The sequence below is a fragment of the Streptomyces albiflavescens genome (genome assembly GCF_014645835.1).
Taxonomy (GTDB): domain Bacteria; phylum Actinomycetota; class Actinomycetes; order Streptomycetales; family Streptomycetaceae; genus Streptomyces; species Streptomyces albiflavescens.
This window is the reverse complement of sequence record NZ_BMMM01000013.1, coordinates 276363-300467: the sequence shown is the minus strand read 5'-3', so window position 1 is coordinate 300467 and position 24105 is coordinate 276363. Positions and strand designations below refer to the sequence as shown.

At 68.4% G+C, this 24105-nt stretch carries 24 protein-coding genes and 1 pseudogene; 7 read left to right on the top strand and 18 right to left on the bottom strand.

What is annotated here, in order from left to right:
- Window positions 1–3 precede the first annotated feature (3 nt).
- Window positions 4–918: a patatin-like phospholipase family protein gene (locus tag IEY95_RS32095; protein WP_189189669.1), complete on the bottom strand. Its 915-nt coding sequence runs from the start codon at window positions 916–918 to the stop codon at window positions 4–6.
- A gap of 613 nt (window positions 919–1531) precedes the next feature.
- Window positions 1532–1714 (bottom strand): hypothetical protein, encoded by a 183-nt coding sequence (locus IEY95_RS32090; protein ID WP_189189668.1) that lies wholly within the window; start codon window positions 1712–1714, stop codon window positions 1532–1534.
- Between the two features lie 89 nt (window positions 1715–1803).
- Here IEY95_RS32090 and IEY95_RS50815 point away from each other — a divergent pair.
- Window positions 1804–1971: pseudogene (locus IEY95_RS50815) on the top strand (transposase); the annotation flags it as partial.
- A 237-nt stretch (window positions 1972–2208) separates the two neighbouring features.
- Here the strand turns inward: IEY95_RS50815 and IEY95_RS32080 are convergent.
- The 5 genes from IEY95_RS32080 to IEY95_RS32060 all read right to left on the bottom strand — a co-directional run bounded on the left by IEY95_RS32080 (window position 2209) and on the right by IEY95_RS32060 (window position 7524).
- Window positions 2209–3105, bottom strand: coding sequence for an RNA polymerase sigma-70 factor (locus IEY95_RS32080; RefSeq protein ID WP_189189667.1), 897 nt, complete (start codon window positions 3103–3105; stop codon window positions 2209–2211).
- Between the two features lie 261 nt (window positions 3106–3366).
- The gene (locus IEY95_RS32075; RefSeq protein WP_189189739.1) at window positions 3367–4554 is read right to left on the bottom strand and encodes an NAD(P)/FAD-dependent oxidoreductase; all 1188 of its coding nucleotides are present in this window, start codon (window positions 4552–4554) and stop codon (window positions 3367–3369) included.
- A gap of 833 nt (window positions 4555–5387) precedes the next feature.
- A complete protein-coding gene (locus tag IEY95_RS32070; protein WP_189189666.1) occupies window positions 5388–6284 on the bottom strand; it encodes an RNA polymerase sigma-70 factor in 897 nt (298 codons plus the stop codon).
- A 107-nt stretch (window positions 6285–6391) separates the two neighbouring features.
- Window positions 6392–7123, bottom strand: a complete 732-nt coding sequence (locus IEY95_RS32065) for an SDR family oxidoreductase (RefSeq protein WP_189189738.1) — start codon at window positions 7121–7123, stop codon at window positions 6392–6394.
- A gap of 254 nt (window positions 7124–7377) precedes the next feature.
- Window positions 7378–7524, bottom strand: a complete 147-nt coding sequence (locus IEY95_RS32060) for a hypothetical protein (protein WP_189189665.1) — start codon at window positions 7522–7524, stop codon at window positions 7378–7380.
- A gap of 174 nt (window positions 7525–7698) precedes the next feature.
- Here IEY95_RS32060 and IEY95_RS32055 point away from each other — a divergent pair, with 174 nt between their 5' ends.
- From IEY95_RS32055 to IEY95_RS32045, 3 genes are all read left to right on the top strand, one after another.
- A complete protein-coding gene (locus tag IEY95_RS32055) occupies window positions 7699–8364 on the top strand; it encodes a nitroreductase (RefSeq protein ID WP_189189664.1) in 666 nt (221 codons plus the stop codon).
- 187 nt (window positions 8365–8551) lie between these two features.
- Window positions 8552–9022 (top strand): cupin domain-containing protein, encoded by a 471-nt coding sequence (locus IEY95_RS50810; protein ID WP_373294581.1) that lies wholly within the window; start codon window positions 8552–8554, stop codon window positions 9020–9022.
- Entirely contained in the window at window positions 9019–12063 is a 3045-nt protein-coding gene (locus IEY95_RS32045; protein ID WP_308429361.1) for a SpoIIE family protein phosphatase, read from the top strand. The genes IEY95_RS50810 and IEY95_RS32045 overlap by 4 nt, the downstream gene beginning before the upstream one ends.
- A gap of 203 nt (window positions 12064–12266) precedes the next feature.
- On the opposite strand, the gene IEY95_RS32040 is transcribed toward IEY95_RS32045, so the two are convergent.
- The 5 genes from IEY95_RS32040 to IEY95_RS32020 form a co-directional block, all read right to left on the bottom strand.
- The gene (locus IEY95_RS32040; protein ID WP_189189663.1) at window positions 12267–12905 is read right to left on the bottom strand and encodes a cysteine hydrolase family protein; all 639 of its coding nucleotides are present in this window, start codon (window positions 12903–12905) and stop codon (window positions 12267–12269) included.
- A 422-nt stretch (window positions 12906–13327) separates the two neighbouring features.
- Complete coding sequence (locus IEY95_RS32035; protein ID WP_189189662.1) at window positions 13328–13954, bottom strand: VOC family protein; 627 nt, start codon at window positions 13952–13954, stop codon at window positions 13328–13330.
- A 456-nt stretch (window positions 13955–14410) separates the two neighbouring features.
- Entirely contained in the window at window positions 14411–15094 is a 684-nt protein-coding gene (locus IEY95_RS32030; RefSeq protein WP_373294579.1) for a restriction endonuclease, read from the bottom strand.
- Window positions 15091–15285: a hypothetical protein gene (locus IEY95_RS32025; protein ID WP_229703501.1), complete on the bottom strand. Its 195-nt coding sequence runs from the start codon at window positions 15283–15285 to the stop codon at window positions 15091–15093. The genes IEY95_RS32030 and IEY95_RS32025 overlap by 4 nt, the downstream gene beginning before the upstream one ends.
- A 329-nt stretch (window positions 15286–15614) precedes the next feature.
- On the bottom strand, window positions 15615–16541 hold the full coding sequence (locus tag IEY95_RS32020) for a LysR family transcriptional regulator (RefSeq protein WP_189189660.1): 927 nt from the start codon (window positions 16539–16541) through the stop codon (window positions 15615–15617).
- Between the two features lie 116 nt (window positions 16542–16657).
- On the opposite strand from IEY95_RS32020, the gene IEY95_RS32015 reads away from it, so the two are divergent.
- Both IEY95_RS32015 and IEY95_RS32010 read left to right on the top strand, forming a co-directional pair.
- Entirely contained in the window at window positions 16658–17779 is a 1122-nt protein-coding gene (locus IEY95_RS32015) for a diaminopropionate ammonia-lyase (protein WP_189189659.1), read from the top strand.
- A gap of 89 nt (window positions 17780–17868) precedes the next feature.
- Window positions 17869–18489: a LysE family translocator gene (locus tag IEY95_RS32010; protein ID WP_189189658.1), complete on the top strand. Its 621-nt coding sequence runs from the start codon at window positions 17869–17871 to the stop codon at window positions 18487–18489.
- A gap of 52 nt (window positions 18490–18541) precedes the next feature.
- Here IEY95_RS32010 and IEY95_RS32005 read toward each other — a convergent pair whose 3' ends face one another.
- Both IEY95_RS32005 and IEY95_RS32000 read right to left on the bottom strand, forming a co-directional pair.
- Complete coding sequence (locus IEY95_RS32005; protein WP_189189657.1) at window positions 18542–18754, bottom strand: hypothetical protein; 213 nt, start codon at window positions 18752–18754, stop codon at window positions 18542–18544.
- Entirely contained in the window at window positions 18744–19688 is a 945-nt protein-coding gene (locus IEY95_RS32000) for an EamA family transporter (RefSeq protein ID WP_189189656.1), read from the bottom strand. Before IEY95_RS32000 ends, IEY95_RS32005 begins: the two co-directional genes overlap by 11 nt.
- A gap of 69 nt (window positions 19689–19757) precedes the next feature.
- Between IEY95_RS32000 and IEY95_RS31995 the strand changes: the two genes are divergently transcribed.
- The gene (locus tag IEY95_RS31995) at window positions 19758–20621 is read left to right on the top strand and encodes a LysR family transcriptional regulator (RefSeq protein ID WP_189189655.1); all 864 of its coding nucleotides are present in this window, start codon (window positions 19758–19760) and stop codon (window positions 20619–20621) included.
- Between the two features lie 202 nt (window positions 20622–20823).
- On the opposite strand, the gene IEY95_RS31985 is transcribed toward IEY95_RS31995, so the two are convergent.
- From IEY95_RS31985 to IEY95_RS31970, 4 genes are read right to left on the bottom strand one after another with little or no spacing between them, the layout of a single operon-like run.
- Window positions 20824–22005, bottom strand: a complete 1182-nt coding sequence (locus IEY95_RS31985) for a NosD domain-containing protein (protein WP_189189654.1) — start codon at window positions 22003–22005, stop codon at window positions 20824–20826.
- Window positions 22006–22033: 28 nt separating this feature from the next.
- The gene (locus tag IEY95_RS31980; protein ID WP_189189653.1) at window positions 22034–22222 is read right to left on the bottom strand and encodes a hypothetical protein; all 189 of its coding nucleotides are present in this window, start codon (window positions 22220–22222) and stop codon (window positions 22034–22036) included.
- A gap of 59 nt (window positions 22223–22281) precedes the next feature.
- Window positions 22282–23202: a carbohydrate ABC transporter permease gene (locus IEY95_RS31975; RefSeq protein WP_229703500.1), complete on the bottom strand. Its 921-nt coding sequence runs from the start codon at window positions 23200–23202 to the stop codon at window positions 22282–22284.
- Entirely contained in the window at window positions 23199–24074 is an 876-nt protein-coding gene (locus tag IEY95_RS31970; RefSeq protein ID WP_189189652.1) for a carbohydrate ABC transporter permease, read from the bottom strand. The genes IEY95_RS31975 and IEY95_RS31970 overlap by 4 nt, the downstream gene beginning before the upstream one ends.
- Window positions 24075–24105: the final 31 nt, after the last annotated feature.

Here is a 24105-nt window from a genome sequence, read left to right as displayed (position 1 = left end):
TCCTCATTCTCTGGCCGCGGTCTGCCCGGCCGGCCAGGCCGCGGTGAGCCCATGGCCGGCCTGGACCAGCCGCTGAGTGTCACGGAAGTCGATGAGATTGGCCACGGAAGTAGTGACGGTGGGCAGTCGATGGACCGATCCGCGGACCGCCGCGATGTCCCGTCTTTCCCGTTCATCCAAGATCTGGCCAAGGGCCCGGGAGGCAACGACCAGTGCCGCGTGCACCGGGCGCCCCGCCTGTTTCGTGACCGCGGCGGGAAGCACGTACATAGTGGTGGCGCCGAGCCCCACTGCCTGGAGAACAGGCACGTCCGCCGACACTCCCCCGTCGATGAGCAGGTGCCTTCCTCTGCGCACGGGGGCATACAGGCCCGGGAAGACTGCCGAGGCGAGTAGGGCCGGGACAGCCTCCCCGCTGGAGAGGGCGACCGCCGCACCCGTCTCGAAGTCGGTCGCCACGGCGTGCATCGAGACAGCAGCCTCCTCAAGTCGACCGACAGTGATGGGCTTCCGCAGCAGCTGCAGCAGCGCTGCGCTGGAGACCGCGGCGTCGCTCCGGCCCAGCGCGGCCCTGGCCAGGGTCCGCAGTGAAAGCGGTGCGACGTGCCGACGCTTCAGGCGTATCCAGAGCGCTTCCAGCCGATCGATACCGCCGATGCTTGGGTCGGCAGCGAAGGCCGCACCGTTCAGCGCCCCAGCCGAGGAACCCACCACAAGGTCCGGTCTGATCCCTGCCTGGGTCAGTGCCCGCAGCATGCCGACCTGTGGCGCACACAGGCTGCCGCCACCTTGCAGCACGAACGCCACGGTGCCGCTCGGTGCGGACTCGGCCTCCGCAGGCGCCCGTGGCGTCCCGATGGCACTCTGAGGCTGCTGTCGCGGGGACACCGCCAGTCCTCCGGCCTGCACCGTGCTCATGCCACCACCCCCTTCCCGGAATGATCGTTCTTTTTTCATCCCCCATCCTGCGGGTTTCGGTGAGGCTAGGTCAAGACGAACATTCGTTTTTCTTGCACTGCAGCTAACCCAAAGTCACGGAGCAGCACCAAGGTGCAGGCCGACACCGGCCAGGGCTGAGCTCACCGACGTCGTGCGCGCACACCAGGAGGCAGAGAGTTCCCCGCCGACACCCCTGCGACCCGCAGCGCCCCGACGCCGACGGCGCAGCGTCCCGGGCTTGCAAAAAATAATCGTTCGTTTTACTTTCAGGAGGCGGGCGTCAGGGGACAGCCGCCCGCGGCCCGCCCAACCGAGCAACGGGGGCGGGCGGCCCCGTCCCTGCGAGAGCTGTAGCGGACACCGCAGGGCGGGGCCCTTTCACACTGGTGCGACCCCCAGAGCGGTAGAAACACAGGGACCACTCGGCGGGGATGTGCCAGCGTCGAAATAGTCCCGTCATGCAGGCCTGGAGGCACCGCGGGAGGGGGTCACGTCCACTGGAGTCTTAGCACTGCAACCCCAATTGGAGTGTGTGGCCTCATGATCGCCGACGATCCTCACAGAACCACCGCCTTCCGTGTGACCGACCCCCCTAGGCCTCGCCTCTCGCCCTCGGCTTGCTGCTGCGCCGGGCGCACTGGCGCGCGGCCGCGGTGATGGAGAAGGCGCTTCGGCCGCTCGGCATCGAGTTGCGGCACTTGGCCGTGCTGATCGTGCTGGTCGACCGCGGGCCCACGGTGCAGCGGGACTTCACGGCGGCGACGGGGTCGGACAAGGCGGGAATCATCGGGAGTTCACCCGACAGGACTATCGCGACCCGCTCGTGCGGGCGCACCTCCAACTGGGTGGCCCCGTGTTGGCCATCTGGGACAATTTGCACGTCCACCGCAGCAGTCCGTTCGCCGGCACGCGGCCGAGTATGACTGGCTCACCATCGTCCAACTGCCCACCTACACGCCCGACCTGAACCCGGTCGAGGGCATCTGGTGGCTACTACGTCGCACCGCTGCCGCCAACACGGTTTTCATCCACCGCGACCACCTCATCCAAGCCGTCCGAAGCGGTATGCGACGCATCCAGCGACAGCCTGTTTGGGTATGCAGCGTCCGCGCGGGGGCGCGCCAGTTCTTCACGTCGGCGAAGCCGTGCTCGTTCGCCGCGCGTTCTCGGCTGCCAGCCGGTTCGCTTGCTTCTCGGCGGCGGTCAGCGGCTTGTTCCGCGACGCCTGCGCCACTGCGCACCTCGGTCGGCCGTGTCCCGGGGGGACGGTCAGCGCGAGGTGAGGGGGGTTTCGGACTCGACGCGGGTGAGCTTTTCGGGGTTGCGGACGTAGTAGAGGCCGGTGACGCGGGCGTTCTCCACGCGGAACGCCAGTACGCCGTCGATCACGCCGTCCAGGCGCAGGATGAGTCCGGGGTTACCGTTGACCGTCGTGGTCTCACTGGTCAAGATGCCGCCGGCCTTGTCGACACTGCCGGCCATGTAACGGAGCGCCTTGTCGGCGCCGACGACCGGCCGCAGGGCCGCCAGCTTGAGGCCGCCGCCGTCGCTGACGAAAACAACGTCCGGGGCCAGTACGTCGAGCAGCCCCTGCAGGTCCCCGGTCATGAGCGCGCGCTGGAACGAATTCAGCGCTGCCCGGGCTTCTTCCGGTGAAACCGGTGTGCGCGGCCGGCGGGCGTCGACGTGCCGGCGTGCGCGGTAGGCGATCTGGCGTGCGGCGGCGGGGCTCTTGTCGATCGCGGCCGCGATGTCGTCGTAGCCGATGTCGAAGACCTCGCGCAGCACGAAGACGGCGCGTTCGGTCGGTGAGAGGGTTTCGAGGATGAACATGAGTGCCAGCGACAGGTTCTCGGACAGTTCGACGTCCTCGGCCACGTCCGGCGCGGTGAGCAGGGGCTCGGGCAGCCAGGGGCCGACGTAGGCCTCCTTGCGCCGTTTGAGGGTGCGTAGCCGGTTGAGTGCTTGCCGGGTCGTGATCCGTACCAGGTAGGCGCGCTGGTCCCGCACCTGCGCCAGGTCGACCTTGACCCACCGCAGCCAGGCCTCCTGGAGGACGTCCTCGGCGTCCGCCGCCGATCCGAGCATCTCGTAGGCGACGGTGAACAGCAGGTCGCGGTGGGCGACGAAGGCCTCGGTCGCGGGGTCGGTGACGCGGTCGTTCATGTCGTGCGCTTCACTCTCTCGTGGTCGGACCCATGCGCCGGAAGCAGGCCGTGGAACAAGTACCCGGTCCGATGACGGGGGTGTCGGCGGCAGCCTCCCCACTGATCAGGCCGCGTGGGTGGGCCGGTGGGAATGGCTTCCCGGCGCCCGGCCACGGCACACGAGGCCGCAACATTGTGTGCTTGTCACTGCGGCTCGGTCCTCCTTCGGCCGGACCGGTCGGTCCGGCCGAAGGAGGGGCCTTGGCGGCCAGGCCGCGCGTCAGGTGCCGGACGGCGTCGTGCGGTGTTCAGGCTGAGGCGTTTCCAGGCGATCGATGCTGTCGCCATGGGATGCGCGGGAACTGGCCCTGCGTGCCCCGGACACCAACTGATGGAGGGTGAACCGGCAGGCAAACTCCTTGACGTTGGCACCGAACCGCCCACTGATGTGGAGCGCGTTCACCCTGTCGTCCAGGTAGGAGAACTGGGTGACGCCTTCGTTTCGGCCGAGGCTGAGGCACTGCCCGCCGAACATCAACCGGACGGGAGCGGGTGTTTTCCCCGCGATCCGGCGCAGGACCGTGGTGGCGGCCCCCGGGCCCAGCTGCACGGCGGCCTGGCAGCTCATCCGGAATGGCCGGTCCGTCATCGCCGCCGCGTCCCCGGCAGCGACGATGCGTACGTCGTCCACACTGGTCAGCGTCGCGTCGGTGAGCAGGCGGCCTTCGGTGTCGGTGCGCAGCCCGCTGCGGGCAGCCAGGTCTGGGACACGGAATCCCGCGGTCCAGATCGTCACCGCGCTGGGCAGCTCGCGGCCGTCGTCGAGCTGTACGGCGTCGCGAGTCACTTCTGTCACCCGCGCGCGGGTACCTTCGACGATGGTCACACCCAGCTTGGCGAGCCGGCGGTCGACCGGGCGGCGGACCCGGGCATGCAGGGAGGCGCCGAGCACGTCGCCGCAGACCAGGGTGACCTGGCGGCCCCCTTCCGCCAGCTCGGCGGCGGTCTCCAGGCCGGTCGGGCCGGCCCCGACCACGGTCACCGGATCCGTCGCGGGCGTCGCGGCCAGCGCAGACCGCAGTCGTTCCGCTCCCTCGAGGTCCGACACCGAATGAGCGAACTCTGCCGCTCCGGGCACGCCGGGATCTGCGGCGCCGCTGCCCACCGCGTAGACGAGGTAGTCGTATGAGACCGTGCCACCGCCCGCCAGCGACACCCGGCGCTCGGCAGCGTCGATCCGGGTCGCGGTGTCGACCACCAGCCGGACGTTCCCGCCCAGAACCTCACCGAAGCCCTCGACCGCGTCATCGGAGCCGGTCACGAGCTGGTGCAGGCGGATCCGCGAGACGAAGTCGGGACGCGGATTGACCAGGGTCACCGACACACCATCGCGCCGAGCCAGGCGATTGGCCGCCGTCACGCCCCCGTACCCGCCGCCGACCACGACCACCTCGACGTTCCCGTTCATCATGTCTCCCTCGCGTTATGGACTCGGCATGGAGACACCAGCTGCGCATCCGGCGTAACGGCCCGCGGATGAGACGTAGCGCACATCGGACGCGGCGGAAACGCCTCCCCTTCCGCCGCGAGTGGCCAAACGCGGCCCTGACGTGGTCGGGCAGGGGCCGGGCAGTCTCGCGGTAGCGGGCGAGCGGGCTGCACGCCCGGGCACTGGAGCAACTGGACATTCGCCAGGTGGCAGAGCATCTCCGGACGACAGGTGGGCGGCTGACGAGCATTGAGCTGATTCCTCTTGAAGTTGCTGGTCACGGGGCTGGTATGGGTGAGGTATGGGCTGCTCGTGCTGGTCGGTGGTGTGATCGGTAGCAGGTGATCGTCTGCCGTGGGCCGGTTTGCCGGAACCGCGCGCCCTGGCCGTCGTCGGCACCTACTGTCCGCAGGACACGGGGAGTTCGCGGGCGGGAGCGGCCCCGGCCGGGCCAACAGCTTTGCGCTGAGGCTTCGTTGCGCTCGGGCTATGTCCACTGTGGGTGTCGACGTCCGCGATGGCGGGCCGGCGCTCTGCGCTGTGCCCGTGGGGCTGGGGCGGCGGTCATCCCACGTCGAGCAGCTGCCCTCGGCGGGAGCTGCTGCGCCTGGTTACCGAACGGATCAGCCGGCTTCTTCGACCAGCACGACTCGTGCTGTGTCGACTGACCGGTGGATGCCTCCTTTGGTCTGGTCGCCGTGAGGTCGTGGCGGTTTCGGCGGGGCGGGCACGCGTTGCCCCGCCGAGGCGGTCCTGCCTCGTCCGGGGTCGTCGGACTTCGGGGCGCGACACGGGGCCGGTCCGCCAATTGCTCAGACGGTCATGGCAGCGAGTTTGGACGGGTTCATCATGACGAACACTCGGTCGATGCCGTCCGGGGTGACGCTCACAGTGAGGACGGCGAACACGGTGCCGTCGCGGGACAGGCTCACCGCCGGCCTGCCATTGGCCTCGGCCGGCTCCACCGTGACGCCGACCCAGAAGCGGTCGGCGAACGCGTGGTAGTACTTCGCCACGCGGTGACGGCCCACGACGGGGAACTTCGACGCCCGCACGACGCCTCCGCCGTCGGAATACGAGACGACGTCTTCCGTGAACAGCTTCTCCAGTACGGCCACATTCCCTTCCTGGGCGGCCGCCACGAACGCTGTCAGGAGCCTCTGGTGGTCAGCGGCCGCGACGCTGGCCCGTTTCTCCGCGGCCAGGTGCTTCCGCGCCCGGCTCACCAGTTGGCGTGCATTGGCGTTCGTCTGGCCGATGATCTCCGCGATCTGCTCGTACGGGTAGTCGAATGCCTCCCGGAGCACGTACGCCGCCCGTTCCGTGGGGGTGAGCTTCTCCAACAGCATCAGCACCGCGACTTCCAGTGATGCCGCGTTCTCGGCGCCCAGCGCCGGGTCACTGCTGGTGTCGACCGGCTCCGGAAGCCACGGGCCGACATAGGTCTCACGGCGGACCTTCGCTGACTGCAGCACATTGATCGCGAGCCTCGTCACAGTCGTCGTGAGAAACGCCCGTGGGTTCTCCACCTTGGACCGGTCGTAGGTCTGCCATCGGATCCAGGCCTCTTGGAGGATGTCCTCCGCTTCGCCGACGCTGCCGAGCATCCGGTAGGCGATCCCGAACATGTAGCCGCGGGCGTCCTGGAACGCTGCCTCCGCTTCCCGGAGGTCCTCGGCGTCATCCGCTGGATTGTTCTTCGAAGGCACGTGCACAATCCTTGCTGCTCGGCAAGTTCGACCGCAACCGTGACCACACGCATGAGCGCGAGGATGTACCTCGAGGCTCTGATGGAACGTCGGGGGTCGCGGCTGGTTCAGGAGAGCCAGTCCGTGTAGTGGGTGGGGGCGATGCGGGCGCCTTTCCCTGCGGTGAGGACGTCACCGTGGACGGCGGCGTACATCCCGGCGGTGTCATCGGTGACGACGGAGCGCCCGTCGCCTTTGGCCGTGAGGGTCAGCCGGCCGATTTCGTCGAGGGGGTAGACGTCAGGTCCGGCGATGTTGAGAACGCCGTTGAGCGGGGTGCCGGCGGCCACTTCGGCGACGATGCGGGAGACGTCCTCGGCGGCGATCGGCTGAAGCGGCGTACGCGGCAGACGGACGGTCTCGCCGTCGGTCGTCCAGGACAAGATCGCGTCGATGAACTCCATGAACTGCGTGGCTCGGACGATGGAATACGGAATCGGGCCGGCCTTGAGGATGTCTTCCTGAAGCACCTTGGCCCGGTAGTACTCCAGCTCGGGCACCTGGTCCACGCCGACGATCGAGAGGATGACGAAGTGTCCGACGCCGCCCTTCCCGCTCGCGGCGAGGAGGTTGTCCATCGACGACCGGAAGAAGGCAGGCGAGGTTTCGTCGAAGGCCGGGGAATTCGTCAGGTTGATGACGACATCGGCGCCCGCCACGGCTTCCTCGACGCCCCGGCCGGTCACGAGGTCCACGCCTGTGGCCGGGGAGTGCGGGACGGCCTGATGGCCGGCCGCGTCGAGGTTCTCCACGACCCGTGACCCGATCAGCCCGGTTCCACCGATGACCGCGAATTTCATGGTATCGCCCATCTCTCGATGGCTATGTGCAGTACGTAACCTTATGCGCCAAACCTACCTTCGCAAGGAGTCGATGCGCCCGGCCGGCATTCGGTTGCGGTGCGGTCAGAGCGCCGTGGCACCGGGTCGCACCGCAAGAGAGGAGACGACAGGTACCGCACACGCCACGTGAGTGCGGTACCGGTCGGCCATGCCCTTCCTACGCGCCGTCGGCGATGCCCCCGGCGGGACCAGGGAGCGCGATACGCCGGCGCTCACGCTGCCAGAGGCTGGAGATGGTGATCGAACGCGACCGCGGCAGGCAGCGCGTCGATGTCGATGTCGATGTCGAACACATTCTGCGCACCGGGGAAGTTGGGCCGCACCAGCCGGCTGCCGGCTGGGTGATTCCCTTCCAGCACCGGTGAAGGCGACTGGGCGCACGGGTTTTCCAAGCACGGTGCCCACCGCATGGTCACCCGCGCGGGGCGCGTCCCGGTGCGGCTGTCACTCGTGCGGCGGTGGCGTCCTGTCACATTTTCCGGACCCCAACTGTCAATTGGGTAGGATGCGGACATATAGGAAGGTGAGCGATCTTGGACGTCTATGAGGCGGTCAGGAGCCGACGGGCGGTGCGCGGATTCACCGACCGGCATGTCCCGAGGGAGGTGCTGGAGCGCGTGCTGTCCGCCGCAGCTTGGGCGCCGTCCGGGTCGAACCTCCAGCCGTGGCACGCATATGCGCTGACCGGCGGGCCGCTGGCCGAGCTCAAGAAGCTCGCCGGCGAGCGCGTGGCCGCAGGCGACCCCTGGGACGAGCGGGAGTACGAGATGTACCCACCCACACTCAAGTCCCCCTACCGCGAGCGCCGAACCGCCTTCGCCGAGCAGCGCTACGGCGCACTCGGTATTTCACGCGAGGACGGGGAGGCGCGCCAGAGGGCCGCTTCCGCGAACTGGGACTGTTTCGGCGCGCCCGCCGCCCTGTTCTGCTACATCGACCGCGACATGGGCCCACCCCAATGGGCCGACGTCGGGATGTATCTGCAGACCGTCATGCTGCTGCTCCGCGCCGAAGGGCTGCATAGTTGCACGCAAATGGCGTGGTCGGTGTATCGCACGACCGTCGCGGAGGTCCTGTCGCCCCCGGACGGGCTCATCCTCTACTGCGGCATGTCGATCGGGTACGAGGACGGCACGGTGGGTTACGCCCGTACGGGCCGGGCGCCGCTCGACGAGACGGTCACCTTCGTCCAGGGTTAGCTGGTCAGTGGTCGCCCTCGACAAGCTCCGCGGTTGGAGTCCCAGGGACCACCAGGGGCTCCGCCCCGTCGGTCGTACGTGCCGAACGGGAAAGGTGCTCACCTCCTCCCCGCCGCAAGAGCCGGCACATCCGCCGGAGGGGACCGATCCGCGCTGTCCGGTCCAGGCGTTCATGCTGGAGGGGGAGATGCTCTTCGAGCTCGAAGGTGAGCCGGAGCGCGTGATCAAGGCCGGCGAGGCGTTCTGGGAGCCGGGCGGCGACGTCATCCACTACCAGGACGGGAACAACCGAACGGAGTCCTGGAGCCGTTTCCTCGTGACGATGATGTGCACGCCGGGTCAGCCCATGCTGACCCTGGTCGACGACGAGGAGCTGGCCCAGCGCAAGGACCGGCGGGCTCGCATTGAGGCCGACCAACAAGCTGAGCACAGCTGCGGCTGTCACAAATCGGAGCATCGTCCGGTCAATCACCCAAACGGCGCAAATCAAGTCAGACCGATGTCTACATCTGCGTCTGGATTCGAGAACGGAGATGAGACACGGGTTGCTCCAGCTGTCCACCCCGCCGTGGTCCTGGTCACCGTAGCCGTCCGCGGATCGACTTCCCGCGCCCTATACCGCCCCTCCCCCACATACCTGAGGACAAAAGCTCGATGACCAGCACTGACAAGGCGACACTCGGTAAGCAGCTGAACACGCGCGACATATCCGACTCGGCGATCGCGATGCTCGACGAGCAGGGGACGGTGCTCGGATGGACGCAGGCCGCAGAGCGGCTCGTCGGATACGCCGCCGGGGACGTGGTGGGCCAGTCCGCCGCACTCGTACTGCCATCCTCCGAGGAGGCGCCGACGAAATCGGCGTTCGTCGAGCAGTGCCGCGCCCAGAATGGCTGGTCGGGCACTACGGCAGTGCGCCACCGAGACGGCCGCATACTCACCGTCAGCCTGCGGATCTCGATGTTGTGGGGGGAGGACGGAACAGTCCGGTGGCTCGTGTGCGTGACTGACATCGGCAAGCTCTCCCAGGAAGCGTTGAACGGATCGGTGCGGGAGTCGCTTCTTACCCGCGCACCGATCGGCATCGTCGTTCGTGACCTGCAGCTGCGTTGCACCTGGGTGAACGACACGATGGAGAGCCAAGACGGCGTATCCCGTGACCGACGACTCGGACGTCGATCCACCGATGCGCTGCCCGGCGTCAAGGTCGAAGCACTCGAGGCACTGATGCGGCAGGCACTCCACAGCGGCACCACCAGGGTCCACGAGTTCCGGAGGTGGCTGCCGACGAGTCCGCGCCAAGAGCACATCTTCGCGGCTTCGTTCTACTGCCTCCAGGACGCCGAAGGCCAAGCGCTGGCGGTGTGCGCCATCACCCTTGATGTCACTGAGAGCCGACGGGCGCACGAGCGCCTCGCGATCCTCAGCGAGGCCAGTACGCGCCTTGGCAGCACCCTGGACGTGATGCAGACCAGCCAGGAACTGGCCGACCTCGCCGTGCCTCTGTTCGCCGACTACGCCGTCGTCGACCTGGAGCATTCGGTCCCGTTCGGCGAAGGGCCCCCGGTCCACATCGGCCCGATGGGCGAGCGCCTCCCCATCTTCCGGCGAGCCGGTCTGGCCTCAATCCGCGAAGGGGTCCCAGAATCCCCGTGGGGTCGCGGTGAGTCGGTCACCGTGCCGCCCGCCTCACCCTTCACCGACGTTCTGCGCACCGGGAGGTCCCACCTGGAGCCGATCCTGGACGCCGCTCCGGGCACATGGATCGACCAGGACCCGGCACGGGCGCAGAAGATCCATGAGAACGGCATGCACTCCCTGATGGTCGTACCCATTCGCGCGAGGCGAGTCCTGCTGGGGGTGGCGTTCTTCATCCGCACCGAGGATCCGGTGCCGTTCCAGGAGGACGATCTGCTCCTCGCCGAAGAACTCGTCAGTCGCGCCGCGCTGTCGTTGGACAACGCTCGCCTGTACGCCCGCGAACACGCCGCGGCCCTCGCGCTCCAATGCAACCTGCTCCCTCACCGTTTGAGGGGCGGCACGGCGGTCGAGGCGGCCTCGCGCTATCTGCCCGCCGACATGGACATCGGCGTCGGGGGCGACTGGTTCGATGTGATCCCGCTGTCCGGCGCCCGGGTGGCCCTCGTCATCGGCGATGTGGTTGGCCACGGCATCAACGCCACCGCGGCCATGGGTCGACTCCGCACCGCCGTACACGTGCTCGCCGACATGGAGCTGCCCCCCGACGAACTGCTGGCCCGCCTCGATGACGCGATCCAGCGACTGGCCGAGGAAACCGCCGACACCCCGGGCCAGACGCCCGCGGTGGTGGGCGCCACCTGTCTGTACGCCGTCTATGACCCGGTCACCCGGAAGTGCACCATGGCACGGGCCGGGCACCCCCCGCCTGCGATCGTCGACCCGCAGGGCCGGGTCACCTTCCCCGACCTTCCCGCCGGAACCCCACTCGGCATCGGGCTGGGGGTCCCTTTCGAGGCCGTGGAGTTGGAACTGCCCGAGGGAAGTCTCCTCGCCCTGTACACCGACGGCCTGATCGAGACCCGCGACCAGGACATCAACGCGGGAATGCACCGCCTGGGCACCGCTCTGACACAACCGGGTCGCTCCCTGGAAGACCTCTGCACCCGGGCCATGGAGAGCGTCCCGGGCCAGGCACCGTCCGACGACGTCACCCTGCTCCTCGTTCGGACCCGCTCACTCAGCCCAACCCAGGTCGCCACCTGGACGCTGCCGTGTGAACAGACCGCTGTCCGCGGCGCCCGCCACATGGCAGCCGGCCAGCTGGCCGAATGGGGCCTGGAAGATCTCGAGGACTCCACGAAGCTGATCGTCAGTGAACTGGTCACCAACGCCGTCCGCCACGGCACCGGCTCGATCGGTCTGCGACTGATCCAGCACCAAGTCCTGAGCTGCGAGGTGTTCGACACCAACGAGTGCTCCCCGTGTGTGCGTCGCGCACGCACCACCGATGAGAACGGCCGCGGCCTCTTCCTCGTCTCCCAACTGTCGCGCAGATGGGGCTCCCGCTCGGTATCGGGCGGCAAGGTCGTCTGGTCTGAACAAGACCTTGCCCCACCTCGCATACACGGGCCTTCAGCACGCCGCCTGCCCTCGATGAGCGACCGGGCAACGGCTGCCCGTCGCGAGCATTCGGCATGCGTGTCAACCAACAAGAATGACAGGGCGCGCCGCCCCGGCACCTCCTGGGACGGCCCAGTGAATGACCGAACGACCTGCCATGTTGACAGGCTCCGCCTGATCGCCTACTGCCCCGCACTTCTGATGACGGGCGGCGAGGCCGCAGGCCCAAGCGCAAACACGTCGAAGTGTCGATCTGTACGGCTACCGGCTGCGTCGCGGCAACAAGGGTGCTGGTCTGCCCCGAGGGGGGATCACCGCCCGGATGCAACGCTTGCGCAGTTGGCCGTGGATCGCGCGGGAGGAGTGGGTCATGTCGGGTCGCCGTCCCGCCTATGTATGCGCGCTCTCACTGGCTTCCGCCGGCGGCGAGTGCATGAGGTCGGTGGTGAAGTCGACGTCGGCAGCGCTGCGTTCGGCGCGGGTGGCGTTGCCGCCGAATTGGTGTTGATAGCCGGTCCAGGCGCTGTCGGTGATCGACCGGCCGACGCCGCTGCGCAGCAGGAGTACGAGTTCGGTGGCGGCGCGTTGACAACATGACTGCGCATGTATTCCCGGAGGGGGCGACACAGGGCCCCAGGGAGAGTCGTACCCGCGGGACCACGCCGCGAGCTCGGCCGCGTCGGCCTGCTGGGCAGTGAGGTCAGGGACGCCGCAGACCGTCTCGGTCGACCCGGGCCAACCCCGGCCCCGTGACTGTGCAGGTGCACCCGACGCCCAGTGGGCAATGCTGCGTCGCCCCGCTATGCGGCCCCGGACCTCGCTTCTTCGAACGCGGCGACGACCTCTGCCGTGGTGACGATGGAGTGGGCGAAGGTGGGGCCGTTCAGCTCATGTGCGGCATGCATCATCTCGGGGAGATAGGCCGCGGTGGCGTCGCGGACCAGCGTCACGTGGTAGCCGAGCTCCATGGCGATACGGCTGGTGGACTCGACGCAGGTGTTCGCCAGCACGCCAACCGCCACTACGTGGGAGATACCGTGCTGCTTGAGCTGGAGGTCCAGGTCGGTGTTGGTGAACCCGCTCTGCGCCCAGTGCTCGTGGATGACGATATCCTCGGCCTGCGGCTGGAAGTCGGGGTGGAATTCCCCGCCCCAGGTACCGCGGGCGAAGCTGTGCCGCGTCCGGATGCTCTGCTGGGTCGGGTTCGGGTAGGCCCAGGTCTCGTAGTCCCCCGGCTCCCATCGACGGTGCGGAACGAACATCACCCGTACCCCGCCCTGCCGGGCGGAGGTCACCACGGAACGCAGGTTGTCCAGCAGGCCGACCTCCTTCGCCACGGGCTCCAGTCGCGGCCAGGCCTTGCCACCCTCGGAGATGAAGTCGTTGTAGGGATCGACCAGCAGAACCGCCGTGCGGCGGGGGTTGTAGGTCTCTGCCACGGTTTCTCCTCAGGATCTGAAGGGCGACCGTCCCCGCTGCCGGGTCGGCACACTCAGCCCCGGCAGAAGCAACTGGTGCCCCGCCGATGCCGGCCGGCCGGCCCGCGCCTCGCAACAGGTCGATGCCCCGGTCGGCCAACAGACCGATGCCCCGATCCGCCGGCCTGCGCTCACCAGCCCGACACCGTGAGGTCCGGCCCGGCCGGCGCGTCCTGAGGCACGTCGAGCCGCGCGTTCGTGCCCGCCTTGCGCCGCACTGCCCGCCGCCCGGACGAAGCGAGCACCTCGACGGAATACAGGCCCAGAAGGACTCGTCGACGCCGATGAGCTCCCACTCGCCGAGGGCGCCGCTCAGCCCGCGGCGCAGCGCAGAACTTGCCCCGGCGCCCCGCCGGGGCCGACGAGAACGATCACATCGTCGCTTACAAGGGCAGTTCCGTGCCGGCCTGCTCGCGCACCATGTACTCGGCGTACCAGTCGGGCCAGTTCGCGTCTTCCTCGCCGATACGCTTCTCGTGCTCGCCGTGGGCGGCCGACGCACGCCGAAGCGCGCTCGCCAGATCACTCGCCGACGCGAACGTCGTTGGACCGGGGTCGATGCGACCGGGCAGGCGCGTGGTGACTTCCTGGAGCAGCCAACTGTTGCCGTCCGGATCGCTGAACGAGGCGTACGAGAAGTAACTGCGATGCTCCGGATCCGGACCGTTGACCTGGCCGTCCTTGCCGGGGTGGAAGACCTCGCTCACTTCGATGCCGGCGGCAACCAGCTGGTCCCGAGCGGCCTCGAGGTCGGAGACGATCAGGAACTGGCGCTGGGACGACCCCGGCGCGGCCGATGTGCGGTCCGGGCCGAATTGGACCGAGCACCCCGAGCCATGCGGCGTGAACTGGACCACGCCGGGCGGCGTTTCGTCCAGCCTCCACCCGAGCCTCCCGTAGAACTCCTTCGCCCGGTCGACGTCCGAGACGGGGATGGTGATCACCTCGAGCTTCGTGTCGACACCCGCCGTCCCACTCGCTCCGCTGCCGAGGTTCCCGGTCGTAGTCATCGCGGCCTCCCTGGGGTGCATCACGGACGACGCTACCGCCGTCACCGCGACGCCGCACCAGGAGGACACACGGGTGATAGTCCGCTCCACCCGAACATCGGCGACACGCGGAGGTACCAAAGGCGACCGACGTGCCGGATTGTCAAACGTGATTCCGGTCCTGCGTAGAAGAGGCACCGGACATGACTCATGTCATTGCTCGTGTCTTCTGCAAGCCTGGGCGGTTGCAGGACGTGCTGGATGCGGTTCGCGGGGACCGTCCATGTGGTCAGGGTCAGGTTGTCACGTGACCGCCTTGCGGAACGGCCGGCCCCTTGCCGACGTTTTCGCTCCCGCAGCGCTTGCAGCGCCGAGCGATACTTCCCTCGGCACGCACACCATCCGACGAGGGCCAGTCCGCTACCCCGCAGTGATCGAGACCCGCGGACCGGCCTGACACATCTGGCGCGCTGCTTGTCAGGACAGTGCGGACGGCTTGCGTGGAGGTGGAAGCGCCCTCAGCAGCTCCCACAGGGGCTGTGAGCCGGCTGCCCACGCCCCCAGCAGTCGCCGGTCCACCAGGTGCAAGCGCTGCTGTTTCGCGAAGGCCACAGCCGGCGCGGTGATGCGGCCGTTGGTGACCAGCACCGCGACGTCCGCACCATGGACCGGTCGGGCGGTTCCGTTGAGCACCTGCAGGTCGGGGGTGCCCACGGCGGAGCCTCGGTCGCCGTTGCGGCGGTGCTTGCACTGGATCACCCAGCGCCGGCCGTACGGATCCGTGGCCTTCACGTCAGCGCCGAGGTCACCGCCGCCGCCGACCCGGGCCGCATCGCGGCATCCGTCGCGCCGCAGCAACTCCCCCACCGCGTGCTCGAACTGGGTGTGGTGCAGTGTGTCCAGCTGCCCCAGCGCGTACCGCAGCGTGCGCGTGCGGACCGCCTCCCACTTCGCCTGGTGCTGACGCCGGTACGCCCAACCCACCACCGTCATTCCGGCGAGCAGTACGGCGCCGATGAGCACCCACCAGTGAGCAGTCAGCCAGTTGACCACCATCACGAACAGAGTGATGGCCGCGGCCGCCGTCACCAGGGCCACGAACAGCTGTGTGTCCGCCAGCTGTTGCCGCCTGGTGCGCCGACGGGAGCGTCGGCGTGTCACTGGTCACCGCCCGGCGCGTCGAAACGGATCGGGTAGGACACCGTGGGCTGCGAGCGCCGCACCGTCACCCTGCTGGTGTCCGGGACCGTGATCGGGTAGGGCACGGTCGGCTGCGGACGCGGACTCCCGCCCCTGCCCGTACCTACGGTGACGTTGCCGTTCCCTGTGCCGACGGCCGCCGGCGCCGCCACGGCTAAGACCGTCATCTCCCGGCGTGCGCCCGGAGCCCAGCGCGAATACCCCTGCACCGGTGTCCCGTCAGAACACGCGTATGGCCTGCCCCAAGGCATGGCTGCCTCCCCCTCGTTACAGCATCCCCGCACAACCGCGAATGCTCACCACAGGCACTGACAACGGATCAGAACATCACCACCCAACAGGGACGAGCCAGGCGCGAACAGGCCAGATAGGACTTGCCGGGACACCTGCCCGGCGCCTGCCCCCTCCCCGCCCCAAGGAGTGCGATTCGAACGGGAAGACAACTGCGGCTGATCAGAGGCGGAGTCATGGCAGCTGAACCTCAATTCGAAGTCTGACGGGAGCTCAGGGTGACCGCCCGGTGGAGGGCGTCCCGGCAGGCCAGGACGGCGGGGTGTCGGCTGCGGCCGCGGCGTACAACGGTGAAGAGGCGGCGGGTGCGCTGGCCGCGGGGCAGCTGCCGCAGTGTGACGGTCGGAAGTTGGCCGCTCCAGACGAGGTCGGGAAGAAAGGCGGCGGCGTGTTTCTGCTCGACGAGGCGGAGGTGGAGCAGGAGGTCGGTGGTCTCGAACCGTACGTCGGGTTCGAAGCCGGCGTTGCGGCACATGGTCATGGCCCAGTGCCGGGCGGTCGTGCCCTCGGGTTCCATCACCCAGGGCTGGTCGGCGAGTGAGCGCAGCGCTGCCATCGGGCTCGTGGTGTCCGATCCGGCGGTCGGCTCCGGCACTGCGAGGTGGAGGGGGTCGTCGAGCAGGACTTCCTGTTCGAGTTCGGCGGGCCTCGGGTTGGGGTTGCCGGGGTACTCCTCGGCGAGGACCAGGTCGAAGTCCCGGGCTTGCAGGGCGGGAAGGGCCTTTTCCGGTTCCATGTGCGTGACGTGGACGCGCAAGTGCGGGTGCAGGTCGCGCAGCAGGCCGAGTGCGGTCGGGACCAGGGCCAGGGCGGCGGTCTGGAACGAGGCGATGCGCAGCGTGCCGGTCAGGTCGGTCAGGGAGCCGGCGATCTCCGCCTCCGCGCGCTCCAGGCGTTCGAGGACGGCTTCGGTGTGGGCGACGAGGATCTCGGCCTGCTCGGTCAGCCGTACCCGCCGCCCGACCGGTTCCAGCAGCGGGACGCCGACTTCGGCTTCCAGCTGGGAGAGCTGCTGGGACACGGAAGAGGGGGCGTAGGACAGGGCGGCGGCGACGGCCGCGAGCGTGCCGCGGTGCTTGAGTTCGCGCAGCAGGCGCAGTCGGTGCAGGTCGAACATCGCCAGACCGCTCTCCTCGCGTCGCGGGGCGGGGCCTTATGAGTCGGTTTTCTCGATGAGTATAGGTTGGAAACATTCGCTGGACCGTTCATAGGAGCGCATCGGACCCTGAGCGTGTGACTGAGAACGCCTCCCCTTCCCGTACGCTGCCGTGGTTTGTGCGGCCCAGCGCGCGTACCTGGCGGTGTGAACCCCCACCCGCCGAGGTACGGGGCTTCCACGCCGCGCTGCCCGACTACTCACCCACCCCACTGACCGAACTCCCCTCGCTGGCAGCCGAGTTGGGGGTTGGACGGGTCTTCGTCAAGGACGAGTCGTGCCGTCTGGGCCTGCCCGCGTTCAAGGCACTGGGTGCGTCCTGGGCAGTCCACCGCACCCTTGCCGAGCGGGCCGGGAACGGCACCGAGCCCGACCCGATCACGCTGGTCACTGCCACCGACGGCAACCACGGCCGGGCCGTGGCCCGCATGGCACGGCGGCTCGGGCAGCACGCCCACGTTTTCGTTCCGCAGGGCGTGCATCCGCTGGCCGTGGCGGCCATCGCCGCCGAACAGGCGAAGGTCACGGAGGTCTCAAGGCCCTACGACGAGGCGGTGCGCCTTGCGGCCGAGGCGGCTGACGGGCCGGACGCGGTCCTGGTCCAGGACACCGCCTGGTCGGGCTATGAACGGATCCCGGGGTGGATCGTCGAGGGCTACTCCACCCTCTGCGCCGAGATCGATGAGCAGCTGGCCGCCGAAGGGGTCGTCGAGGGACCTGACCTCGTCTCCATACCGGTAGGGGTGGGGTCTCTGGCCCAAGCCGTGGTCACCCACTACCGCAGCCGCCCGTCCGGGTTTGCTCCGACACTGTTGTCGGTGGAACCGGAGGCCGCGGCCTGCGTCCTCGGCAGTCTCACTCTCGGCGAACCGGTCAGCATCACCACCGGCGACACCACGATGGCCGGGCTGAACTGCGGCACCCTGTCAAGCATCGCCTGGCCCGTCCTGCGCAGCGGGCTGGACGCCGCGGTCGCGATCCCCGACGTCGACAGTGCTCGCGCGGCCGCTCACCTTGCGGCCCTCGGTGTGTCCTCGGGTCCCTGCGGGGCCGCGGCGCTCGCCGGTCTGCGTGCGGCGCTCACGAACGTGGGTGCCGACGAACGCCGTACGGCGCTGGGGCTCGGCCCGTCCTCAGTGGTCGTCCTTCTGAGCACCGAGGGCCCGGCCGCCAACCCGCACTCCACCGCCGATCACTGAAGCCCGGATCTCCGAAAGACCCCTGAGTTGAACCGCTGCACGTTCACAACCCCGATGTCGACCGATTCGATCGACAGGAGGGCGGCGGCATGCTGACCCACCTCGCAGGCGCCCTCGGTGTGCTGGGCCTGTTGACCGTCGTGCCCGGCCCGGACATGGCGGTGGTGACCCGCCGCGCCGTCGCCTCCGGCCCCACGGACGCGTTGCGGACCGTGGGCGGAATCGCGATCGGATTGCTGATCTGGGGCGCGCTGACCGTGGCCGGACTCGCGGCCGTGCTCGCCGCCTCACCCACGGGCTACCTGGCCGTCAAGCTCCTGGGCGCCGGCTACCTGCTGTTCCTGGGCGCACAGGCACTGCGAAACAGCCGCCGGGTCGCCCATGCCACGCCGGAGACCGGTACCGGCACCACCGCCGGGAACCCGTGGGGGACCGGCCTGGTCAGCAACGTCCTCAACCCGAAGATCGCCGTCTTCTACACCGGACTGCTCCCCACACTGGCCCCACCGCAACTGCCCGCCGCCTGGGCCATGACGCTCCTCGTCCTCCTCCACGCCACCCTCACCCTCACCTGGCTCGGCAGCTACGTGCTCCTGCTGTCCAAGGTCAGGCACGTCCTCGAAAGACCGCGGACCCGTCGTGCGCTCGGGCGGACCACAGGCGTCGTGCTGATCGGCTTCGGTCTCGCGATCGCCACCACCTCCGGCTGACCCGTATGCGCCCCCCACCCATCACCCACCGCATCCAACAACCTCTTGGCGATCAGGCCATGATGAGGCTGCCGACACGATCACCGTCAACGGCCACCGCCTGCGGCAGTCGCTGATGGACCTCGCCGAGATCGGCGCCTACGACGACGAGCGCACCGGCCCGCACGGCGTCAACCGCCCGCCTCGCCGCCGCCCAGATCATCGTCCACCTCAGGGACATGATCGACTCCAGGAAGACCGCATCCCCCTCGGTGTCAGCGGTCACCAGGACTGTCCGCGGCGGGCGGGGTCAGGACTTGTCGGTTGCCCATGCGTACCGCGCCTACGCTCGCCGTGACCACCAGCGCGATCGCGGCGCATTGCGGCAGCGACAGCCCTTGGTCCAGCACCAGATAGCCCGCCATCGCGGCAAGAGCCGGCGCCAGACTCGTCAGCACCGCGAACGTCGCTGCGGACAGTCGTCGCAGGGCCAGCAGTTCGAGGGTGTAGGGCACACCCGAGCCCAGCACCGCGATCGCCAGTCCCAGGCCGAGTACCCCCGGCTTGAGCAGTGCCCCGCCCGCTGCCGTGATGCCCAGCGGCAGGCTGACCAACGCGGCGACGGCCATGGCGATCGTCAGGCCGTCCAGCCGCGGGAAGCGGGCGCCCGCACGGGCGTTGAGCACGATGTACGCCGCCCACATCCCTCCGGCACTCAGCGCGAAGGCCACGCCCGCAACGTTGAGCTGGCCGAAGCCGTCGCGGCCCAGCAGAGAGACCCCGCCCAGCGCGAGAGCGGCCCACAGCAGGCTCGCCGCGCGACGCGCGGCGACGACGGACAGCAGCAGTGGGCCGAGCACCTCAAGGGTGACCGCCGGCCCCAGCGGGATACGGTCGATCGCCTGGTAGAAGAGGATGTTCATGCCGCCAAGAGCGAGGCCGAACCCTATGGCCACCGCCCAGTCGGCGCGCGAGTAACCGCGCAGCCGGGGCCGGGTGACGACGAACAGCAGCACCGCGGCGAACGTCACCCGCAGCGCGACCACACCGAGCGCCCCGGCCTGCGGGAACAGCAGCGCGGCGAAGGCCGACCCGAACTGAACGGACACCGCTCCGGCCAGCACCAGGCCAACGCCGCCGACGCCGGCGCGTCCGGCGACGTGACGTACGAGAACGGGCGCGGCCGTCGCCGCGGATGAGGTGTGCGCCGTCGATGTCATGCCCCTCACGCTAGGAATCCGGCTGCGTCGCGTGAAATGCCGATTCCGCTGCGGTTATGCTCCTGAGGCATGACCATCGAGCTGCGGCACCTGCGTGCCTTCCTCGTCATCGCCGAGGAAGGCAACATCACCCGCGCCGCCGCCCGCCTCCATCTGAGCCAGCCCGCACTCTCCCGCACCCTGCGCCAACTCGAGCAGTACCTGGGCGCCCGCCTCGTCGACCGCTCCACTCACCACCTCGAACTCACCGCCGAGGGTCACACATTCCGCGACAAGGCCGCTGCCGCCGTCGCCGCCGTCGAGACCGCCCTCGAACCCGGGGGGCTGAGCCGCTGGCCGCTGCGCCTGGGCCACCCCTGGGCGGCACTCGGCGACTACACCATCCCGTTGCTACGACGCTGGGACGAAATACACCCCGGCATTCCGCTGGAGCTGCTCCGTATTGACGACCGCACGGCGGGCCTCACGCAGGGCAAGGTCGATGCGGCCCTGCTACGCGGCACGGTCCCCTTGGCGGGGCTGCGCACGGAGCTGCTGTTGTCGGAGGAGCGGGTGGTGGTCATGCCGGCGGACAGCCCCCTGGCGGCTCTCCCCCAGGTCACCCTGGCTGACCTCACCGCCCATCCGATCGCCCTCAACACCGTCTCCGGCACCACGACGATGGATCTGTGGCCGCCAGCGGCCCGACCCGTCGCGACCATCGAGGTGTCCAATACCGACGAGTGGCTCGTCGTGATCGCCGCGGGCCGCGCCGTCGGGATCTCCACGACGGCCACCCCGAGCCACCACACCCACCCCTCGCTGGTCTACCGCCGGCTCGCGGACGCGCCGCCCGTTCCCGTCGTCCTCGCCTGGCGCGAGGGGCTGGGCCATCCGGCCATCCCTGACCTGGTGGCACTCGCACACCAGGTCCTCGCGGCCGGAGCAGTGTGAACCCAGCGGCCCACCCTGCAGATCCCCTCCCGGTTCGGCCCCTCGCGGACCTTCGCCGGCACCGCGGGAGTGCCGATCGCGTTCGTGCTGTGCAGGTCGTCGCCCTCGACATGGATCGTCTTGTCTGCACCCATGGGCAGCGCGCACACGCCTGCGCGGGCAGGGAGATCCGGCAATCCCGTGCCCGCGCAAGGCGATCCGCTCAGGGTGTGGCCACGAGCGAGTAGTTCACGGTGTACGCCTGCAGCTGCGAGCTCTGGGCGCTGTAGAGGATCTTCGTGGCGGTGGAGGAGGCGTCGAGGACGACCTTGACGTCGACGTTGCTGGTGATGTTGTTGGTGGCCAGGTAGTTACGGGCGCCGCCGGTGACCAGAATGATCGTCGGGCTGGCCCCCGACGGGCTGATGTTCTCAGCCGGTACGGAGAAGGAGAACTGGTTGGCGGTCACCGCGTTGTCGCTGCCGTCGATGTGGACCAGGCCGTAGAGGTCGTCGAATCGCGTGCTGGTGCCGTCGCCGTACACCCGGCGGAAGTGATTGCCGGAAATCAGGCTGCCCGAGCTGCCGTTCAGCAGCGCGATCATGCTCGGGAAGTTGCTGAGCAGCTTGTTGGCGGAGATGGTCGTGCGGTGGGAGTTGGTGAGGGTGATGTTGCAGGCCCACAGGATGCTGTTGCCCGAGATGAGGATGCCCTCGGCGTTCTCCGCGAAGATCGAGTAGCCCGCCCAGGCGCTGATCAGGAAGTTGTTGGTGATCTTGGCTACCTGTGAGGCACCGGTCAGTTCGATGCAACTGCCGCATTCGGCCATGAAGTTGTTGGTGATGTTCGGGGCATCCGCGCCCTTCACGATCAACGCGTGTGCGAGGTAGACGAAGCCCATCCCCTCGAAGCGCAGCGAGTCGTTGTCCGACTGCACCGATATGCCGATCTTGCCATTGCCCGGTGTGTAGGGCTTGGAGGACGACACACCGTCGATGCAGAAGTCCTGGAAGACGATGGCATTGAGCCGGCCGACCGTGCCCGGCGCTCCGGAGCGCTGGACCAGGAACGCCTCGTTGTTGCCGTCGGTGTTCTTCACCCGGATGTGGCTGGCGCCGGGCTGGACCTCGGCCCACGAGCCGGTGGAGGACTCGTCGCGGATGGCCTCCGACAGGAAGCCGTGGCCCGAGCCCTTGATCTGCAGGAAGCTGATGTCGATGACGGCGCGGGTGAGGAGGTCGTAGTGACCCGGCGGGATGTAGATGACGGCGCCGGGTCTGGTGGTCTGGGTGGTTTGCTTGGACTTGATGTCCGCGATGATCTCGTTGATCACCTTGCCGATGTCGGTGTACGGCGAGACGCTGGCGCCGGTCCAGGTGGTGACGTCGTAGACGGTGTCTGCCACGGGATGTCCTTCCAGTTCCGGTTTGAGGTCAGAGGAGTCCGACGATCACCGCGTACGACGGATGCGGCTCGGCCACGGGCTTGTCGGGCTCGGTGAGGTCCGGGACGGCGGCGTGCGCCTGTGCCGGGGGCAGGAAGGCCAGCGTGGTCAGCGCCGTGAGGGCGGCTCCTTTCAGTAACGTGCGTCGAGGCAGGGCGAGTTGTGGTTCAGAGTCCATGACGGCTCCTCATGAGTGCTGTGACTTCAATGGGTTCACAGGTGTGGGTGCGGGATCGATCAGCGGACGGCGCCTGCCGTCATGCCCGCGATGACTTGCTTCTGGAAGGCCGCGTAGATCACCAGCTGCGGCAGCAGGACGAGGGTGGCGGACGCCATCATCGCGCCGTAATCGACGCTGTAGACGCCTTGGAACTGGGAAATTCCCAGGGACACGGTGGTGAGCGTCGGGTCGTTGATGAGCGTGACCGCGAAGGGGAACTCGTTCCAGACATAGATGACGTTGAGGATTGCGAGGGTGGCGACGACCGGCCGCATCAGCGGGAAGGTGACCTGCCAGGCCATGCGCCACAGGCCGACCCCGTCCATCACTGCCGCTTGTTCGATCTCGTCCGGGAAGTCCCTCAGGAAGCCGGTCAGCAGCAGGATGTTGAAGGGGATCGTGATGGCGATGTATGGCAGGATCAGCGCGAAGTAGGTGCCGAACAGGCCGAGTGCGATGTCGATCCGGTACACCGGGAACAGCAGGATGTAGACCGGGATGGCGAGTCCGGCCAGGAAGTAGTAGCGCAGCGCGTTCTGGGTACGGCGACCGCCCTTGCGGAAGACCATGCGGGTGAGCGCGAACGCCGCCAGGTACGAGATGACCAAGCCGACCGTGACCGAGATGACGGCCAGGATCAGCGTGTTCTTGTACATCACCAGCAGGTTGAGGGTCTCCAGGGCCTGTTGATAGTTGGCCAGAGTGAGGTCGGAGAGGGAGAACGGGTGCGCCAGGATGTTGTCATTGGTCTGGAACGACAACAGCACGATCCACAGCAGCGGGAACAGGATCACGAAGGTGATCAGATAGGCGACCGCCGAGGCGACGATCACGCCGCGGCTGCGGCGCCGGGAAGTGCGGGGCGTGGCGCCACCGACCCGGTCGGGCGTCGGCAGGGGGCCGGTCGTGGCGGGGCGTGGGCTGGTGTCCGTGCTCAACTCTGCTTCTCCCTTCGGCGGTTGCCGAGGAACGTGGCTCCCGAGGCGAGCGCGCCGACCACGAACACCACCACCGCCAGGGCCATGCCGTAGCCGTACTGCTGGGTGGTGAAGGTGATGTGGTACATGTAGCTGACCATCACCTCGGAGAGGTGGACGGGGCCGCCGCCGGTGAGCGCGAAGACGAGTTCGAAGACCTTGAAGACGCCGGTGACGACCAGTGCGGTGACGATGCCGAACGTCTCGCGCAGCATGGGGATCTGGATGTATCGCAGCTGCTGCAGGCGCGTCGCGCCGTCCAGGCCGGCGGCTTCCAGTACGTCGCGCGGCAGCATGCGGATGCCCGCGTAGAAGATGGTGAGGACGAAGCCGATCTGCTGCCAGAGATAGACGAACGCGATCGAGTACGGGCTGAGTGTGGGGCCGCCGATCCACTGCGGGTGTGCGGGAACGCCGATCGCCAGGAGGAATGCGTTCACCAGGCCGATCTGCGGGTCCAGGATGAAGATCCAGATCAGTCCGACGAGGATCGGCGCGACGATGGCCGGGGCGAACACCAGCGCCCGTAGTGCCCCGCTGCCCCGCACTCGGCCGCTGAGCAGGACCGCGAGCAGGAAGCCCAGGGGAATCAGCAGGAGCAGGGCGATGCCGAGGATGACTCCGGTGTTGCGCAGCGACGTCCAGAAGACCGGATCGGCGGCCATGTGACGGTAGTTGTCGAGACCGGAGAAGGTGGTGGCGGAGACGCCGTCGTAGTCGGTGAAACTGTAGTAGAGCGAGTACAGGATCGGATAGATCATGTACAGGCTGTAGATGAGGAGAGCCGGCGCGATCATGAGGGCGAAATGCCGGCGGGTGGTGAGCCAGTTCATGCCGTTCCCGTCGTCCGGTGCCCGGGCGCCG

Bases quoted from the DNA above. Each gene is read 5' to 3' on its own strand.
- IEY95_RS32095 (WP_189189669.1), bottom strand. From the start codon at position 918: ATGAGCACGGTGCAGGCCGGAGGACTGGCGGTGTCCCCGCGACAGCAG.
- IEY95_RS32080 (WP_189189667.1), bottom strand. From the start codon at position 3,105: ATGAACGACCGCGTCACCGACCCCGCGACCGAGGCCTTCGTCGCCCAC.
- IEY95_RS32075 (WP_189189739.1), bottom strand. From the start codon at position 4,554: ATGAACGGGAACGTCGAGGTGGTCGTGGTCGGCGGCGGGTACGGGGGC.
- IEY95_RS32065 (WP_189189738.1), bottom strand. From the start codon at position 7,123: ATGAAATTCGCGGTCATCGGTGGAACCGGGCTGATCGGGTCACGGGTC.
- IEY95_RS50810 (WP_373294581.1), top strand. From the start codon at position 8,552: ATGCTCTTCGAGCTCGAAGGTGAGCCGGAGCGCGTGATCAAGGCCGGC.
- IEY95_RS32045 (WP_308429361.1), top strand. From the start codon at position 9,019: ATGACCAGCACTGACAAGGCGACACTCGGTAAGCAGCTGAACACGCGC.
- IEY95_RS32035 (WP_189189662.1), bottom strand. From the start codon at position 13,954: ATGACTACGACCGGGAACCTCGGCAGCGGAGCGAGTGGGACGGCGGGT.
- IEY95_RS32020 (WP_189189660.1), bottom strand. From the start codon at position 16,541: ATGTTCGACCTGCACCGACTGCGCCTGCTGCGCGAACTCAAGCACCGC.
- IEY95_RS32010 (WP_189189658.1), top strand. From the start codon at position 17,869: ATGCTGACCCACCTCGCAGGCGCCCTCGGTGTGCTGGGCCTGTTGACC.
- IEY95_RS32000 (WP_189189656.1), bottom strand. From the start codon at position 19,688: ATGACATCGACGGCGCACACCTCATCCGCGGCGACGGCCGCGCCCGTT.
- IEY95_RS31995 (WP_189189655.1), top strand. From the start codon at position 19,758: ATGACCATCGAGCTGCGGCACCTGCGTGCCTTCCTCGTCATCGCCGAG.
- IEY95_RS31980 (WP_189189653.1), bottom strand. From the start codon at position 22,222: ATGGACTCTGAACCACAACTCGCCCTGCCTCGACGCACGTTACTGAAA.
- IEY95_RS31970 (WP_189189652.1), bottom strand. From the start codon at position 24,074: ATGAACTGGCTCACCACCCGCCGGCATTTCGCCCTCATGATCGCGCCG.